17 protein-coding genes are annotated in these 15,441 nt (G+C 33.7%); 5 read left to right on the top strand and 12 right to left on the bottom strand.

The features are described from left to right. Nucleotides 1-11: 11 nt before the first annotated feature. From FC80_RS08485 to FC80_RS08480, 3 genes are all read right to left on the bottom strand, one after another. Nucleotides 12-3,224 carry a type I restriction endonuclease subunit R gene (locus FC80_RS08485; RefSeq protein WP_057829706.1) on the bottom strand — a complete coding sequence of 1,071 codons (3,213 nt, stop codon included), beginning with the start codon at nt 3,222-3,224 and terminating at the stop codon, nt 12-14. Between the two features lie 400 nt (nt 3,225-3,624). Next, nucleotides 3,625-3,780, bottom strand: a complete 156-nt coding sequence (locus FC80_RS09515; RefSeq protein WP_157055610.1) for a hypothetical protein — start codon at nt 3,778-3,780, stop codon at nt 3,625-3,627. A gap of 44 nt (nt 3,781-3,824) precedes the next feature. Continuing rightward, complete coding sequence (locus tag FC80_RS08480) at nt 3,825-4,721, bottom strand: LysR family transcriptional regulator (RefSeq protein ID WP_057829705.1); 897 nt, start codon at nt 4,719-4,721, stop codon at nt 3,825-3,827. A gap of 118 nt (nt 4,722-4,839) precedes the next feature. On the opposite strand from FC80_RS08480, the gene FC80_RS08475 reads away from it, so the two are divergent. From FC80_RS08475 to lpdD, 3 genes are read left to right on the top strand one after another with little or no spacing between them, the layout of a single operon-like run. Then, nucleotides 4,840-6,324 carry a UbiD family decarboxylase gene (locus FC80_RS08475; RefSeq protein WP_057829704.1) on the top strand — a complete coding sequence of 495 codons (1,485 nt, stop codon included), beginning with the start codon at nt 4,840-4,842 and terminating at the stop codon, nt 6,322-6,324. Then, the gene (locus FC80_RS08470; RefSeq protein WP_057829703.1) at nt 6,321-6,878 is read left to right on the top strand and encodes a UbiX family flavin prenyltransferase; all 558 of its coding nucleotides are present in this window, start codon (nt 6,321-6,323) and stop codon (nt 6,876-6,878) included. The genes FC80_RS08475 and FC80_RS08470 overlap by 4 nt, the downstream gene beginning before the upstream one ends. A 2-nt stretch (nt 6,879-6,880) precedes the next feature. After that, entirely contained in the window at nt 6,881-7,291 is a 411-nt protein-coding gene (gene lpdD, locus FC80_RS08465; RefSeq protein ID WP_057829702.1) for a prenylated flavin chaperone LpdD, read from the top strand. Between the two features lie 184 nt (nt 7,292-7,475). Here the strand turns inward: lpdD and FC80_RS08460 are convergent, their stop codons facing one another. The 4 genes from FC80_RS08460 to FC80_RS08445 form a co-directional block, all read right to left on the bottom strand. Continuing rightward, nucleotides 7,476-7,673 carry a helix-turn-helix transcriptional regulator gene (locus tag FC80_RS08460; RefSeq protein WP_057829701.1) on the bottom strand — a complete coding sequence of 66 codons (198 nt, stop codon included), beginning with the start codon at nt 7,671-7,673 and terminating at the stop codon, nt 7,476-7,478. Beyond that, nucleotides 7,673-7,981, bottom strand: a complete 309-nt coding sequence (locus FC80_RS08455) for a hypothetical protein (protein WP_057829700.1) — start codon at nt 7,979-7,981, stop codon at nt 7,673-7,675. Before FC80_RS08455 ends, FC80_RS08460 begins: the two co-directional genes overlap by 1 nt. 151 nt (nt 7,982-8,132) lie before the next feature. Next, entirely contained in the window at nt 8,133-8,669 is a 537-nt protein-coding gene (locus FC80_RS08450) for a P-loop NTPase family protein (protein ID WP_057829699.1), read from the bottom strand. A gap of 120 nt (nt 8,670-8,789) precedes the next feature. Then, nucleotides 8,790-9,953, bottom strand: coding sequence for a cobalamin-independent methionine synthase II family protein (locus FC80_RS08445; RefSeq protein ID WP_057829698.1), 1,164 nt, complete (start codon nt 9,951-9,953; stop codon nt 8,790-8,792). A gap of 117 nt (nt 9,954-10,070) precedes the next feature. Here FC80_RS08445 and FC80_RS08440 point away from each other — a divergent pair, with 117 nt between their 5' ends. Then, entirely contained in the window at nt 10,071-10,997 is a 927-nt protein-coding gene (locus FC80_RS08440; protein WP_057829697.1) for a LysR family transcriptional regulator, read from the top strand. A 56-nt stretch (nt 10,998-11,053) separates the two neighbouring features. Here the strand turns inward: FC80_RS08440 and FC80_RS08435 are convergent, their stop codons facing one another. From FC80_RS08435 to FC80_RS08420, 4 genes are read right to left on the bottom strand one after another with little or no spacing between them, the layout of a single operon-like run. Then, nucleotides 11,054-11,512, bottom strand: a complete 459-nt coding sequence (locus tag FC80_RS08435) for a hypothetical protein (RefSeq protein WP_057829696.1) — start codon at nt 11,510-11,512, stop codon at nt 11,054-11,056. Between the two features lie 22 nt (nt 11,513-11,534). Next, nucleotides 11,535-12,284: a CPBP family intramembrane glutamic endopeptidase gene (locus tag FC80_RS08430; RefSeq protein ID WP_057829695.1), complete on the bottom strand. Its 750-nt coding sequence runs from the start codon at nt 12,282-12,284 to the stop codon at nt 11,535-11,537. A 43-nt stretch (nt 12,285-12,327) separates the two neighbouring features. Continuing rightward, on the bottom strand, nt 12,328-12,636 hold the full coding sequence (locus tag FC80_RS08425; RefSeq protein WP_057829694.1) for a bacteriocin immunity protein: 309 nt from the start codon (nt 12,634-12,636) through the stop codon (nt 12,328-12,330). 20 nt (nt 12,637-12,656) lie between these two features. Next, a complete protein-coding gene (locus FC80_RS08420; protein ID WP_057829693.1) occupies nt 12,657-13,370 on the bottom strand; it encodes an AAA family ATPase in 714 nt (237 codons plus the stop codon). Nucleotides 13,371-13,771: 401 nt separating this feature from the next. Here FC80_RS08420 and FC80_RS08415 point away from each other — a divergent pair, with 401 nt between their 5' ends. Further along, complete coding sequence (locus FC80_RS08415) at nt 13,772-14,683, top strand: DMT family transporter (RefSeq protein ID WP_057829692.1); 912 nt, start codon at nt 13,772-13,774, stop codon at nt 14,681-14,683. A gap of 44 nt (nt 14,684-14,727) precedes the next feature. Here FC80_RS08415 and FC80_RS08410 read toward each other — a convergent pair whose 3' ends face one another. Then, nucleotides 14,728-15,417, bottom strand: a complete 690-nt coding sequence (locus tag FC80_RS08410; protein ID WP_057829691.1) for a DUF6994 family protein — start codon at nt 15,415-15,417, stop codon at nt 14,728-14,730. Nucleotides 15,418-15,441 lie beyond the last annotated feature (24 nt).

Raw genomic sequence — 15,441 nt, 5'->3', positions numbered from 1 at the left:
AATTAGCTTATCTAGCTGCCCACCATTTCATCAGCTACCTCATAGATAGCTTCTCGCAACGCATTACGATACTTGATCTTAGTTAATTTTTGGACAGTTTCATCTAGCGCCAATTCTTTATACCTAGCACTTGCTTGTGCGATAATTTCTCGAATTTGTCCAGTATCATCCAAATCTTGTTGCTCATAGCGATGGTGGCTAAACATTACACGCATCTGCGCACTGGTAATAACGTCTGTAATTCCCCACTTATTACGAAAATCAAGGAATAAACGATCTATGCTTACATTATTAGCTTGCTGAATAATTAATTCACTGTCTTCCAAATTTGCTGGATACTTAAAATTAGACTCTGGCAATGGAAAATGCCCCTTAATAATTGCTAACGCCGCATTAACAATCTTCGTTGCATAATTACGATCATCTAGTCCATTAGCGAATTGTCGGATTTTTTCTTGTGTTGCCTTTGCTTCTTCATTATTTCCTTCATGAACTTGATTCAATAGTTTTTCAACCAATTCAGTCAAATAATCATAATCAATCTTGACATCTTTTACATGTGTCATTTTTAAGTCAATTTGATATAGTGGAATCTTTCTTTTTTTAGAAATATGGTCTTTCAGTTCATTTGTAAGTACTGTAGTCAGCATTACTTCTTGTTCAGAAGTCATTCCTAATTGCTCAACTAGTTCATCTGGACTATCATAATTAAACCCAACTGGTTGCCCGTTAACTTCTTCCGGCTTATACTGTTTAAGTTTTGCCATTCCAGTATTGTAATCTCTTAACATATCAAGCATAAAATCTTTTTGTTTTTCTGAGGGAGGTAATTGCTGAAATTCATTGGTTAGACTAGCAATTTTGGATACTGTTTCTTTCATTTTTTGGAATGTATCTTCAAAGCTAGGTGCTGTGATTCCATCTGCAACATTTTGGTGACTACGTTCTTCATCAGTAAGTAAAGCAGAGTCTTTATTAGCGTAAACTGCCAGTGCTTGATTCATTAGTTTTTCATTTTGAGTTGGCCAACGATAATTAACAATTCTTCCCCATGGCTTAGATTGCATGTCCGCAATACGATTACTACGTGAATAGGCCTGAATAAGTCCTGCTCCCTTTAGCGTCCGATCAACATAAAGTGTATTAAGCTCTGGTGCATCAAAACCTGTTAGTAGCTGATCTACAACAATCACAATATCTAGGAACTTACCGTCTATTGCTGATTTGTTCAATCGTGATGTAACATCTTGGGTATAACCAGAAACATCATCCATCCCAAATGATGTACCAAATTCATTATTATATACGGTTATTGCCTCGTGTAATCCCTGATTTGTAGTTATCATATTATCATTATTTGATGTGTTCTGACTAAATGTGACCGCTACTTTGAGAATTTGGCCACCATTTTTTCGATTAAGATCATTAACTCGTTGAAACTCATTGAAATACATCATAGCCATTGGTGTACTTGCCTTACCACCACCCACATGTGTTGTAAACAAGGCATTATACTTGCCTTCAATTGAACGGTTCCGCCAATTCTTAAAAATATCTTCCACTACAATTTGCACGTGTTTAGGATTTTCATCATAGAAACTTGGTTCAACAGCATCATCCATGTCTGATTGAGACAAATTAGATACTTTGTCCTGAACTTGCTGATCAGTCCATTTCGGATAGCGTTTACGATAAAAACTTGGCAGATATTCTTCTCTCATATGTTGTTCATCAATAGTTGTTTCAAAATCAACTTTAAATCCAAGAACATTACGATCAGCAATTGCTTCACGAATAGTATACGCATGAAGTAGTTGCCCAAAGATGTCCTCAGTCCTAAGTCCCTTAGTCGTTTCATCGAACATCGGTGTTCCAGTATAACCGACCCATGCAGATTTTTTAAAAGCTTTTTGAATATTATCAAATGAAGCTCCCCCAGTTGAGCGATGTGCCTCATCCACAATAAAAACAATATTTTTATCTGGAGACTTGAAATTTTTGCGTTTTACTAATGTATCAAGTTTTTGAACAGAAGTAACAATAATGTTATTATCCTTACTTTTCAATTGTCGACTTAATTCGGTTGTCTTCTTAGTGTCTTGCACACTACTACCAATTGAATCCTCACCAGCGTCAGGATCATAGGCTTTATAATTCTCAAAGGTCTGTTTAGTCAGAGCAATTCGATCGACAACAAAGACAACTTTAGCAACTTTAGGCATTCGACTTGCTAGCCAAGCTGTTTTAAAACTTGTAATAGTTTTACCTGAACCAGTTGTATGCCAGATATAACCAACTTTATTAGTTCCAAGCTCAAAGTCGACCTTTTTCAAGTTCTCAATGACATTTTGCGTTGCATATACTTGATAAGGACGCATTACTTTTAACATTTGCTTGTTTTTTGTACCATCCAAAATCATATAATTAGTTGCCATTTGGTGTGCCATTGGAATAGATAACATCGAATCTGCAAATTCTTTCCAATTTCGTACAATACTATTATCACTCTTTCGTTGCCAATTAAATGCAAAATCTTTATTGAATTTTTCATAAGTTGTATTTGCCATATACTTTACATTATTTGGAGTAATTGCCACCAAAATTTGTAAAGTTGAAAAAATATCGCGGTACTGATTTTCACCAATATACTGGTGCATCTGATTCAATGCCTCATTCACATCATGCGTATCCCGTTTTTCTTCAATCTGAATAATTGGCAACCCATTGATTAATAATGTTGTATCAAAACGTCGATTTTGTTTACCCGTAATTACAGGTGAACGTTCAATTTGGTTAACAACCTGATAGATAGTGTTCCCTGCCCCAATTTGTTTTTGATCAAATACAGTCAAAAAGACATGTTGACCTTCATCTAGATCAACTTCAACTTGTGAAACTCCATTTAATCCATAGAGAAACTGTCCAGCTTCATACGGAGTTTGTAAACTTGAAATAATCTTCTTAACTTGATTGAATTCAGTTATTGATAGAGGTTGACTTAGCTTATCTTGGTTATGTTGTTCCAATATCAATTTAAAATTATTCCATAATTGATCTGTTGTCTTAATGTCCTTTTCGAACTTCCACAACTTTGTCTTAACAACGTAATCAACAGTATTTTCATTAATGTTAGAATTACTAATTCCTTCAAGATGCTCCGGTCTAGTAATTGTGCCACTTGTTATGTATTGAATCAATTCACTTTCAAAACGAAGTTCATTCATCCTAATTTATTTCCCCCATTTTTTATCTATCTTTTAAGAACCGTCATCACGATTTTACAAAAATTTTGGATTCGCTTAACTCTCATTTCTTCATCTTAATATTTATATCTTATATACTATCAATTAAAAAACCTTTTGTGAATTTATTTTTGTGTCCTTTAAAATTAAAAAAATAGCAATTGTGGTCGTCTAATTGTTCTAAGTCCTTCTGAACCAAGTATCGTAAGTTGTCCATCATTAACTTCATCTGGTAACAAATACAATGCGCTTTACTCGACAATTTCCGTTGACTTTTAACTTTTTCAATCTTTAATTTTGTCCATATACTGAGAAAATCATAGCAACAGGAGAATGTTTTGAATCACAAAAAAGGATTTCTATATCATACTCCAAAAAACGTTCAACCTTTTTTTGAAAAATAACTATTAGAATTTTCGAAAATTAAATATCCAACATCATCAAACGGAAAAATCTTCTCTTCTTTCTTTACCAAATCAAGAAATTTGAAGCTATTTTTTACAGTTGAAACAAAAAAGCGACTTTCAACAAAAATCACTAACTTACTACCTCTATTGTTATCAAAGAAGAATAATTATCCTATCACATTTTCATATTAACTCCAGTGAAATAATTTATAAAACTTTTTCTTAAAAGTGAAGCATCACCTCTAGGATAAACTAACTGGAGATGACTAATAACTGAGGGGATTAGCGGTCGCATGACGAAATCTGATGTCATAAAAGGCTTTACAGATTTGGAAAATAACAAAGTTACTTCATTAGTATTTAGGATTGTCGCCAGTAACGATTCGATATGTGGAGAGACAAAGCGGACATTCGTGCTAATTTTTTCTTTTTTATAGCTATTAAGGATTAATTCATAAACCCCTGAACCTGGATTTAGCGTAACAATATCTACATCTTTCAGATCTTGAATTCTCAGCACATCTTTTTTGGCTAAAGGATGATTTTTATCTAATACAACAAAAAGTTCATCATCGGTTAAATCTACAAACTCAAATTGCGAATCATTTAACTGCTTTCCTTGTATGTCGCGTAAAATTCCAACATCAATTTTGCCAGTACTTAATTTCTCCAATAAAGTCTCACCTTCAAATTCTGAAAAAGCAATATCAATTTTGGGAAACTCATTCATAAAATTGCGCATTTTAATTGCTAGACTATATTGTTCAACAACTGGAATACATCCGACTTTAAGAAAGCCACGTTGTAATTTCTGATAATCTTGCAGTTCGCCTTTCATTGTCTCATATTGGGTTACTATTGACTGCGCGTATCTAAAAAAAACCTCCCCGCTATCAAGCATCGTTAATTGACGTTTATTTCTAGTTGAAAACAACTGTACTTGCAGCTCATCTTGCATATTCTTTAATCGTTTAGACAACGCCGATTGTGTAATATTTAACTGTGTAGCCGCATCAGAAATATTACGGGTACGGTAAAGAATCATAAAGTTATAAAGATCTTCAATATTCATAAAACCCCTCCTGCTATTATTCCATATTAGCATAATGTTAGTCGAAATTTGATTGGTTTGCTAGTATAAATCAATTTATATTGATAGAAGAAAACCAATTAAATATAGGAGGAGCAAAATGATGGCTAGCCCGTATGATTTACGTAAAGTATTAGCTGAACTAAAAGAACAAAAAGGTCAATACCATGAAACAAATATTGCTGTAAACCCAGATGCTGAATTATCTGGTGTTTATCGTTACATTGGTGCTGGAGGAACAGTTATGCGTCCAACACAAGAAGGTCCTGCCATGATGTTTAATAATATCGAAGGATTCCCTGATACTAGGGTCCTAATCGGTTTAATGGCAAGTCGCAAACGAGTTGGAGCAATATTTCATAATGATTATCGCACTTTAGGCAAATTCCTAAACAATGCTGTTTCAACCCCTATTCCACCAATTATGGTAGAAGATGCTCCTGCGCATGAAGTTGTACATAAAGCAACTGACCCGGATTTTGATATTCGCAAATTAGTAGCTGCACCAACAAATACCCCAGAAGATGCAGGCCCATATATTACTGTAGGTGTGGTCCTAGGCTCAAATATTGATAAAACTATGTCTGACGTCACTATTCACCGGATGGTTATAGAAGATAAAGATAAATTAGGAATTTATATTATGCCTGGTGGTCGTCATCTCGGGGCTTTCGCCGAAGAATACGAAAAACAAAATAAACCTATGCCTGTCACAATTAACATCGGTTTAGATCCTGCCATTACAATTGGCTGCACATTCGAACCACCCACAACACCCTTAGGTTACAACGAACTAGGAGTTGCAGGGGCTATTAGACAAGAAGCAGTAGGTCTGACCAAGGCATTAACAGTAGATGAAAATGCAATTGCACGTTCTGAATTTACTTTGGAAGGCTATATTATGCCAAACGAGCGAATTCAAGAAGACATCAACACGAACACTGGTAAAGCTATGCCTGAATTCCCAGGATACAATGGTACCGCTAATCCCGCTGTTCAAGTTATAAAAGTCACGGCTGTAACTCATCGAAAACACCCTATCATGCAAAGTGTTATTGGGCCATCTGAAGAACATGTTAGCATGGCTGGAATTTCAACTGAGGCTAGCATTTTAGACTTAGTTAATCGTGCGATTCCAGGCAAAGTGCTTAACGTTTATAATCCACCCGCAGGCGGTGGCAAGCTCATGACTATTATGCAAATACGAAAAGAAAATGAAGCTGATGAAGGTATTCAACGACAAGCCGCCCTACTAGCATTTTCTTCCTTTAAAGAACTAAAGACCGTTATTTTGGTAGATGAAGATGTGGATATTTTTGATATGAATGATGTAATGTGGACGATTAACACAAGATTCCAAGCTGATCAGGATATCCTAGTGCTTCCTGGAATGCGTAATCATCCACTTGACCCATCAGAACGTCCGGCATACGATCCAAAATCCATTCGAACTCAAGGTATGTCATCAAAATTAATAATTGATGGAACTGTTCCATTTGATATGAAGGATCAATTTGAACGTGCCAAATTCATGGAAGTCGCTGATTGGAAAAAATATTTACAAACAGATGGTGATCCAGAATGAAAAGGATTGTAGTCGGCATAACAGGAGCCTCAGGTATAATTTATGCATACGATCTTTTGAAAAAATTATCAAATCTTGATGTTGAAACTCACGTTGTCATAAGTGCTTGGGGTAAAAAAAACTTGGAATTAGAATCGTATACCTTAGAGCAGTTCAATGCATTATCTGATTACACCTACAGTTATCGCGATCAAAGCGCCAATATTGCAAGTGGTTCATTCTTACATGATGGCATGGTAATTATTCCAGCAAGCATGAAAACAATTGCAAGTATTGCATGTGGATTTGGTGAAGATCTTGTGACACGTGCTGCCGATGTTACATTAAAAGAGCAGCGAAAACTTATCATAGTTCCTCGCGAAACTCCATTAAGTGCTATTCATCTTGAAAACTTGACTAAATTAGCTAGATTAGGGGTTCAAGTTATTCCGCCAATCCCTGCCTTTTATAATAGTCCAAAAACAATCCAAGATTTGGTAGATCATGAAACAATGAAGATCCTTGATGCATTTGGAATTAAACAGGTAGATGCTAAACGTTGGGGAGATGTTTAAATATGCCAATATTTAACGTAACTCAAGAAAATTATACAATCTCAGCAAATTTAACCATAATTGGTGAAGATTTATTAATTGTTGTTACAGGCGGAACCAATCCTCATATTGGTGGTGTAGTAACATTGACAAAAAATGATGCTCCATATAGTTTTGCATTTCCAAGTCATGATGGACGAAAACACAAAGATAACTATATTGGTGAACATATTGCTGGTATCATCCAGCCTTGTTTACCTGGTAACTGTACAATTACTACAGGAGTACATGTAAATCAAATTACCAAAGCTCAGATTGCTGCATCTAAACCTATGGCTATAAATCTAGGAAGGCAAATACAAGCATGGCTCACTGAGCACCCAGTTGCAGCCCAAAAGCCCAAATACTATCAAAGTTATGAAAATCCTAGATAAAGTCTATCAATCATAAGAAATTAAGGATTATTATTAAGACAATTAGCTAAAATTCAAACTCTTATCAGAATTAAATTATTGAATTTACTACCCCTTAAAATTCCTATGATAGATATAAAAATCAGATGTTTACAAATAAAAAGATGTTGGATTGAAAATTACCTTCTATCCAACATCTTTTTATTTATATACCATCATATTGAAACAATTCATCCACCGTTGTTTGAAAAACCTTTGCCAGTCTAAAGGCTAGTTCTAGTGACGGAGCATACTTTCCTTTTTCAACTGCATTAATTGTCTGGCGCGATACTTGACACAAGTCAGCAAGTTGTTGTTGTGACAATCGTCTAAGGACTCGGTATTCATATATCTTATTGCGCACTAAGCATACTTCCTTTTATTAATTAGATATGTAACACCGTAAATTATCACAGCAAGCAAGATATAAAATAACGAATCCCATTGTGATGAATATCCGCCATTATTTTTAAATATCCTAGTAATCAAGTCAAAAGCAAAAGTTATCATTAGCCAAATCCATGAATATACTATCGCTCGCGTTCTAATAACCAGTTCAAGTTCTTCGACTTTCTTATCTGTCACCGGATTTTTTCCAACAAATATCGAAAGTATACTAATGATAACAATTCCTAGCAAAATATTAATTATCCAACTTATAATTACATTCATCTGAATCACCCCCTAAATAAATGTAAAATATATTTTACAAATTGTCAATTAAAATTGTCAAAAATATATTTACACAAACCAACATTCTTACTATTACTTTATGAAATTAGCTATACATAGATAATCTAGCAATCAAACTAATTTATTCAGGTTACTGAAGTAAAACACTTTCCTTCTTCATTATCAAACTGGCAATTTTTTTCTTATCTGCTTGTTTTTTAATAATCAATAAAGTGCTTTGCTTTTTTTTATTAGCTTTAATTAATTCAAGAACCTTTTTTTCGTCATAAGAAAACACAAACTTCAAAAAGTCCAAGTATTCGCGATCAAAATGTTCTCTAAATTGATTTGGCATTTCTGGCCGTGTTTTCTTGTTTATCCTAAATAACAATGAACGCTTGATAATTCGTAAAATAGCTCTAACTTTATTTACCTTCAACCATATAATTACATCTGCTTGTTGAAGGCGTAAACTCATTGTTGAACGATAATTTCCGTCTATAATCCAACTACCTTGTTGCATAAAACTAGTTTGTTCTTGAATAAACCACTTTTTTGCTTCAGCCGAATAATTTGTTTGATGCCATAAATTATCAAGCTGTAATAATGGATAATTTAGCTGTGTCCTAAGTTGCTTAGCCAAAGTTGATTTACCACTTCCGCAATTACCGATAATTACTATTTTCATCGAGCCCTCCTCTTATATACTTAATTTTTATTATTCACTAATTATAATCAATTATCTTATCTGCAACAAAAAAACAAGAACCCACCTAAAATTGGTTGAGTTCTTAATTTTTTATGCTACTTAATCGACTACTGCGGTACTCCAAAAATTCTTAGCGATTTCTTGTCCTTGTGTAATTTTGGCCCATTGTTGTGAAATCGTCAATTCATTACCCGAGTCACATGATGCAAAACCGCATTGATGTGAAATAAACAAACGCTCCTTAGAGATAATTTTGCTAGCCTTATCCAATAAACGGTAGACACGCTCCTCATCATCCAATGTATTCGTCTTACTTGAAAGCAATCCTAAAACAACTTCAACATTTTTTTTGTTGCGTAAAACTTCAAGTGCCGAAATATCCCCTGCCCGATCGTCATCCCATTCTAGGAAGAAACGATCATAGTGTTGATCACGTAAAAATTTCTCTGCAATTGCATTATATGAACCACCTGCGGCATGGCGACTCTCATAATTACCACGACAATTATGTGTCCAGATTTTCAAACCTAACTTGTGACCATAATCGACAACTGCATTATTGATTGCAACAAATTCATCTGCTAGATCTTCTAATCCATGCACACCATCGGAAAAGAAACTACTCTCATTGTCATCAGCAAAAAGTTCCCACAAACAATCATCAAATTGAACAATTTCTCCACCTGCAGCTTTATAGTCATCTAAAAACTCTTTATAGGCTTTGATTACACCATCTTTTAAGTCTGTTTTTGTTTTGTAAACTTGATTTTCACCAAAAAGGCCATCAAAGACAGATAATTCAGTAACCGCATGTGCTGCCCCCCATACAGTAGTTTTAACTGTTCTGCCTTGAGCTTGTTCCTTAATTTCTTTAAAAATATCAATAAAATGATGATTTTTACCAGATAATGGTTCAGTAATTTTGATGCCAATATCTTTACGAGTTTCAAAAACACTGTCATCATGATCTTTAAATGTATATCCATGATCAGCAATATATCGTTCGATTCCCTTGAATCCCCAGATGAAGTCAAGATGCCACATTGATTTTGAATATTCACCATCGGTAATTACACTCAGATTATGTTCAATTTGTGACTGAATTACCTTACTGATTGCTTTAGACTCTGTTTCTTTGTAACCTGCGAAGTCACTATAGAATGGATATTTTATGTCATCTCGGTGTTCAATTCTATTCTTATATTCAAGTAATTCTGGTGTCCTTAATAATGAACCCACTAATTGGAATTTATCAACTGTCATTGTCCAACCTCCTATTTTTTTCATTGGATACAGTTTAACAAAGTTATTCATTGTTAGATAATACTTTTTTATTTAATGATATAATAGGCATTACCTATAACAATAAGGAGAAGACTTATGCGCATCCAACAATTACATTATCTTGAAAAAATTGCTGAGACCGGTTCAATGAATGAAGCAGCGAAACAGCTATTTATCAGCCAGCCCTCACTATCGCAAGCAATGAAAGAACTTGAAAAAGAATACAAAATTCAACTTTTTTATCGTAGTAAATTGGGAATCACATTAACAGCTGAAGGCCGGGAATTCATTAATTATTCTCGTAGTATTCTTGATCAGGTTAGTCTATTAAATGAACGTTTTGGTAAAGATGCAGTTCGTAAACAAGTATTTAGCGTTTCTGGCCAACACTACGCATTTGTTGTACATGCATTTGTTGAACTAGTTAAAAAAATTGGTGAAGATGAGTATAACTTTACTCTCCGAGAGACACAAACAGAAAATGTTTTAAATGACATTCAAACTTTTAGAAGCGAGCTTGGGGTAATCTATCTTAATGACTTTAATCGAACTGTTCTAACACGTTTGATTGCTGAAAAAGGCCTTGAATTTGTTCCTTTATTTGTCGCACACCCACATGTTTTTGTTGGCCGTGATAATCCTCTAACGAATAAAAAAAGTATCACTCTTGCCGACTTAGAAGATTATACATATCTCTCTTATGAGCAAGGTGATACTAATTCATTTTATTTTTCAGAAGAAATTCTGAGCACATTAAAACATAAAAAATGGATTCAAATTAGTGATCGTGCCACAATTTTCAACTTAATGGTAGGACTGAATGGTTACACAATCAGTTCTGGCATTATTAGTAGCGAGCTCAATGATGAAAAGATCGTTGCAATTCCACTAGATGTCACTGACAATATGACACTTGGTTATTTAAAGCACAAAAAAATTGAACTTAGTGATACTGCTAATGATTATTTGAATCTACTAAAACAACATATTCGCGGGTATGGGTTTAAAATAATTGTAGAATAATCAGATTGTGGTTCAACTCATCATTTTTCCAAAACATTAATCAAACTTAGTATTTGTTAGTAGTTGTCACCATTTGAGTCATCATAGTATCCATCATGATAATCATCACCGTAATCATCATTGTAGCGTTCGTCATTAAAATCATTATGATATTCAAGCTGTTCACTTCTGTGTATACTTTGCGGATCTTCTTGAATTTCTTCCATCTCTTCTTGATGCCTATAATGCTCTTTGACACTTTCTTGAGCAAGATGTTCTGTTACAATATCTTCATAATAATTAGCTTGTTGTCTGTTGTCATCGCTCGAAAAATAAATTGCTTTCTTTTTATTTTTCTTGATTGGTTCAGCACCGAACATTCTTTCATTATTAGCTTTTTCTTTGATATATCCGTAAATTCCGACAATAAATGTAATAAAAAACAGCATAATTCCAAAATTATGTGTGATATGAAAAGCAGTTAGTTTTGTAGCAACAATTAGCACTAACAAGACTTCCAACATATTAATTCTCATCAGAATCCCTCTTTCCTTACCCTTACAACCTTTGCTTTAAAATTTGCGATTTTCTGCTTAAAAGTAAACCCAAAGCAATATACAGTACATCAATTATCAAAACAGCAACCGTTTTTTGAGATGTTGGTGTTGCAGTTATGATCGTTCCACTGACTAAAATTCCAGTGAAATCTAACATGAAATGAAATAAAATGGTCCATGCCAAATTCCCCGTGCGCAAATAAATTGCACCCAACATCATTCCAATCGCAAATGCATTGGTTGCTTGCAATAAGGTCGCCGACAATGATTGCCCAAAAAGATTGATCATATGTGTTACACCAAACAAAAAGCTACTGAATAAGATTGCTTGTAAATAACTACGATAGTTTTGCAATGCATTCGCTAAAAAGCTATTAATTAAAAGCCCACGGAAAAAAATTTCCTCAAAAACGGCTGCTGAAAGTGCCAATAAAATGGAGTCTAAGAAATTCGCAAAATTAGTCAAAGGCAAGTACTGAAGTATCGCCACAATATAAAAGAAATATAAAACAAGTGGGAAACTATTTATTCTTAACAACTCACCAAGTGATAATTTCTTTATGTTAAGCAACTTCAGATGAAAGAATCTTGTATTCAAATACAAAAATAATGCAACCAATAAAGCATCATCCACAATTACACGATTATCAGACTTAATCTGCACAATTATATAGAAAAAATGAATTAGTAAAAATATCACCATAAGTAATATCCAAATTCCACCTGTTTTTTTTACTGCTTTTAAATTCATCAAACCAACCTTTCTTAACCGTAACATTTTGAGATTATACTAATTAAAACCAAATAGGCATTATCAAAGCAGTCGTCGCAATCGCATCATACTTAACCGCATAGCCCTTAACCTGTTTATGCAGCGTAATCAATGCTTCAGGAAAATCATTTTTATGTGGCCAATAATACATTACAATCTTTTTTACCAATTTACTTGCAACCAAATCACAGTTTTGCGTTTTCTCTAATTCTTGTGCACTTTCTAAAATAAATTGCTGTGCATCTGGCTGTTTTTTTATTTGTTCGTCCGCATATGCTACACTCAGTTGGTCTAAAAATTTGCTTACTTTTTCATCGTTTTTTTCAGTCATAATCATCACTCCGATTAAAATTAATCTAATAGTTTATTCAAAACTTGTTCCCTATTATTGATAAAGAGTTCCATTATTCGAAAACTATTGGTCTCTTCATATTTGCAATTATGCACCTTTCCATCATCAAAAGCTAGAATCTGTGCATCTGGATATCCTAAAAGAATCGGTGAATGTGACACAATAATAAATTGTGACCCTTGCATAACTGATTGATTAACCAATGCCAAAAGTGTCAATTGTCTTTGCGGAGATAGTGCTGCTTCTGGTTCATCTAAAAGATAGAAGCCATTTGGTTTGAATTGCTTTTGCGCCAATGCAAGGAATCCTTCACCATGAGATTTTTCGTGATATTTTTCGGAAGGATGCAAAATATCTGCATATTCCATTTCCTTTGTAGCAACATTATAAAAACTCTCTGCACGAAGAAAATATCCCCATTTAGCATGCCGAACGCCTTTACCAATCCGCAACGCATTAAAAAGTTCGGAATGTGAATCATATGTGGCAAAAGAATAATTCTTACTGCCACCTTCAGGATTAAAGCCGTATTTGATTGCAATTGCCTCTAGTAAGGTTGACTTTCCGCTACCATTTTCCCCGACAAAAAAGGTTACAGGTTTTTTTATTTCAATTTTAGTTTGACCTCGTAAAGCTTCAATATCTCTGAGATAACTTTGCTCATCAATTTTACTCCAGTCAATCACAAGTTCCCTAATATAATTAGAATTCATTTTCATCACTCCACGATTTTTTGCTAAAAGGCCTATTCAGTCCTATTTAAGTTCATTTAAAATAAAATTTTTCTGCAGATAAGATATATAATTCATCACTTCAACTATCATCTAATTCTATCATACGACTAGGTTCTTCTGTTCTTTTAATCAATGGACTATCTGTCAATAATAAGGCCAAAATTGCTAATTTTTTTAATACTAATTAATTTGAAAAAATCTAATTAAATTATAGTCAAATTCATTCTATAAATTAACTTAAACTGATGTTCATTTTCGTAATACTTTATTATAAAATGTAATGGGTAATCAAATCTTTGGAGGATAAATAATGTACAATCATTTTGTTTCTTTTACTAATCTAAATGCAATACAATCTTTTATGGAGCAAATTCTTACTTATGAATAAACGTCGCGGAATTATTTTAGCAATCACTGGTGCATCTTTTTGGGGAACATCCGGTGTTGCCGTACAATATCTGTATCAACACACTCAAATCAACTCAATTTGGCTTGTCTCCTTGCGTCTTCTTTGTGCAGGTTTTCTGCTAGCTTTATGGTCACATTTCAAATTTAAGGGTGAAATGAAGTCACTGCTTCAAAATAAAAAAACATGGCCAGAATTATTGCCTTTTTCCATTATTGGTGTTGGTGGTTCGCAGTTCACTTATTTCATGGCAGTACAATACAGTAACGCATCAACTGCCACCGTAATTCAATTTTTATCTCCACTTTTCATTATTGGTTTTATGCTGCTAGTAAAACATGTTTTACCAAAGAGAATTGAAGTTGTTTCTGTTTTGGTTGCAATTTTTGGAACTATTATCCTTGTTACCAATGGTCATATTGATCATCTTTCACTTTCAGCTAATGCTATTGTTTGGGGATTAGCTGCTGCTTTTTGCACTGCGATGGAAGTTGTAATTCCCGTAAAATTAATGAAACAATATCAAACTCTTCCAATCACTGGTGTTTCAATGCTTTTTTGCGGTTTATTCCTTGCACCTGTATTTTTTGTTATTCCGTGGCCCCAACTCACAATATTTGAATGGAGTTTAATTGCATACATTATCATTGGCGGAACACTTTTTGCCTATTTATTCTTTCTTGCAAGCATTCGTTACATTCCTTCAAGTACAACCGGAATGCTTGGAGCATTTGAACCTTTAGTGGCAACCGCTCTAACAGTTATTCTTTTAGGAACACATCTAAGTATTTTTGCATTGCTTGGCGGTGCACTAATTATCATTGCGACACTAATCCAATCATTTCCCTTGGAAAAAATTATTAAAATACTCAAAAAAGCAAGCTAACTTAACACGTTGACTTGCTTTTTTAATATGTTTATGGCAATTTATTAGATTCGTCCCGATTTTACTAGGGTGAGTAAACATTTTGTGTATTCGTTTATAGCGATTGTCAATTCACTGATGTTGCCTTTAACTACGTTGTTCATCAGCGTACCGATATCCAATACTTCATAATTATCATTAACATATCTATTTAATTTCAATTTGTCTATAAACTCTTTGAAATTCGAAAATTGCATTAACCATATTTTAGTACTTTTATTTTGATATGCCTTTCTCATTGGAGTGTCTTTACCCGTAAAATAACATTTTAAATCGTATAATAAATAATCTATCCTATCTTTATATCTACTATATCTCAAAGTATTTATTGTTGGTAATGTATGTTTTGGCCAAATAAAATGTAAATCTATTCTACTTCTGATTAATTCATAATTAACTAAAAAATTTTGTTCATCAAAATTTCGGAGCGCTTTCCAGCCACAAATAATATCAGCTGCCAATCTTATTTCTTTACCGTTGAGGTTTTGAATCAGGCTACATTTGTCTTTACCAATAGCCAGATTATGTTTTTTACTCAACATATCATATAATTCTTCATCAACAGCATCAGGATCCTTATATAAAGAATTTAGAATATTATTTATAATTTTCGGGTCTTGTTTTTTTAGAGCTAAAAAATATTCACTATTTAAAAACATTGCTAATCTTTCAATGTTTTGTTTATATACCCTCATAATTTTCAACCTACTCGCTACGAC

This window comes from Liquorilactobacillus cacaonum DSM 21116 (genome assembly GCF_001436735.1).
Lineage (GTDB): Bacteria > Bacillota > Bacilli > Lactobacillales > Lactobacillaceae > Liquorilactobacillus > Liquorilactobacillus cacaonum.
This window is presented reverse-complemented; position numbering and strand designations above follow the sequence as displayed.

Bases quoted from the DNA above. Each gene is read 5' to 3' on its own strand.
- FC80_RS08485 (WP_057829706.1), bottom strand. From the start codon at position 3,224: ATGAATGAACTTCGTTTTGAAAGTGAATTGATTCAATACATAACAAGT.
- FC80_RS08480 (WP_057829705.1), bottom strand. From the start codon at position 4,721: ATGAATATTGAAGATCTTTATAACTTTATGATTCTTTACCGTACCCGT.
- FC80_RS08475 (WP_057829704.1), top strand. From the start codon at position 4,840: ATGATGGCTAGCCCGTATGATTTACGTAAAGTATTAGCTGAACTAAAA.
- FC80_RS08470 (WP_057829703.1), top strand. From the start codon at position 6,321: ATGAAAAGGATTGTAGTCGGCATAACAGGAGCCTCAGGTATAATTTAT.
- lpdD (WP_057829702.1), top strand. From the start codon at position 6,881: ATGCCAATATTTAACGTAACTCAAGAAAATTATACAATCTCAGCAAAT.
- FC80_RS08455 (WP_057829700.1), bottom strand. From the start codon at position 7,981: ATGAATGTAATTATAAGTTGGATAATTAATATTTTGCTAGGAATTGTT.
- FC80_RS08450 (WP_057829699.1), bottom strand. From the start codon at position 8,669: ATGAAAATAGTAATTATCGGTAATTGCGGAAGTGGTAAATCAACTTTG.
- FC80_RS08445 (WP_057829698.1), bottom strand. From the start codon at position 9,953: ATGACAGTTGATAAATTCCAATTAGTGGGTTCATTATTAAGGACACCA.
- FC80_RS08440 (WP_057829697.1), top strand. From the start codon at position 10,071: ATGCGCATCCAACAATTACATTATCTTGAAAAAATTGCTGAGACCGGT.
- FC80_RS08435 (WP_057829696.1), bottom strand. From the start codon at position 11,512: ATGAGAATTAATATGTTGGAAGTCTTGTTAGTGCTAATTGTTGCTACA.
- FC80_RS08430 (WP_057829695.1), bottom strand. From the start codon at position 12,284: ATGAATTTAAAAGCAGTAAAAAAAACAGGTGGAATTTGGATATTACTT.
- FC80_RS08425 (WP_057829694.1), bottom strand. From the start codon at position 12,636: ATGACTGAAAAAAACGATGAAAAAGTAAGCAAATTTTTAGACCAACTG.
- FC80_RS08420 (WP_057829693.1), bottom strand. From the start codon at position 13,370: ATGAATTCTAATTATATTAGGGAACTTGTGATTGACTGGAGTAAAATT.
- FC80_RS08415 (WP_057829692.1), top strand. From the start codon at position 13,772: ATGAATAAACGTCGCGGAATTATTTTAGCAATCACTGGTGCATCTTTT.
- FC80_RS08410 (WP_057829691.1), bottom strand. From the start codon at position 15,417: ATGAGGGTATATAAACAAAACATTGAAAGATTAGCAATGTTTTTAAAT.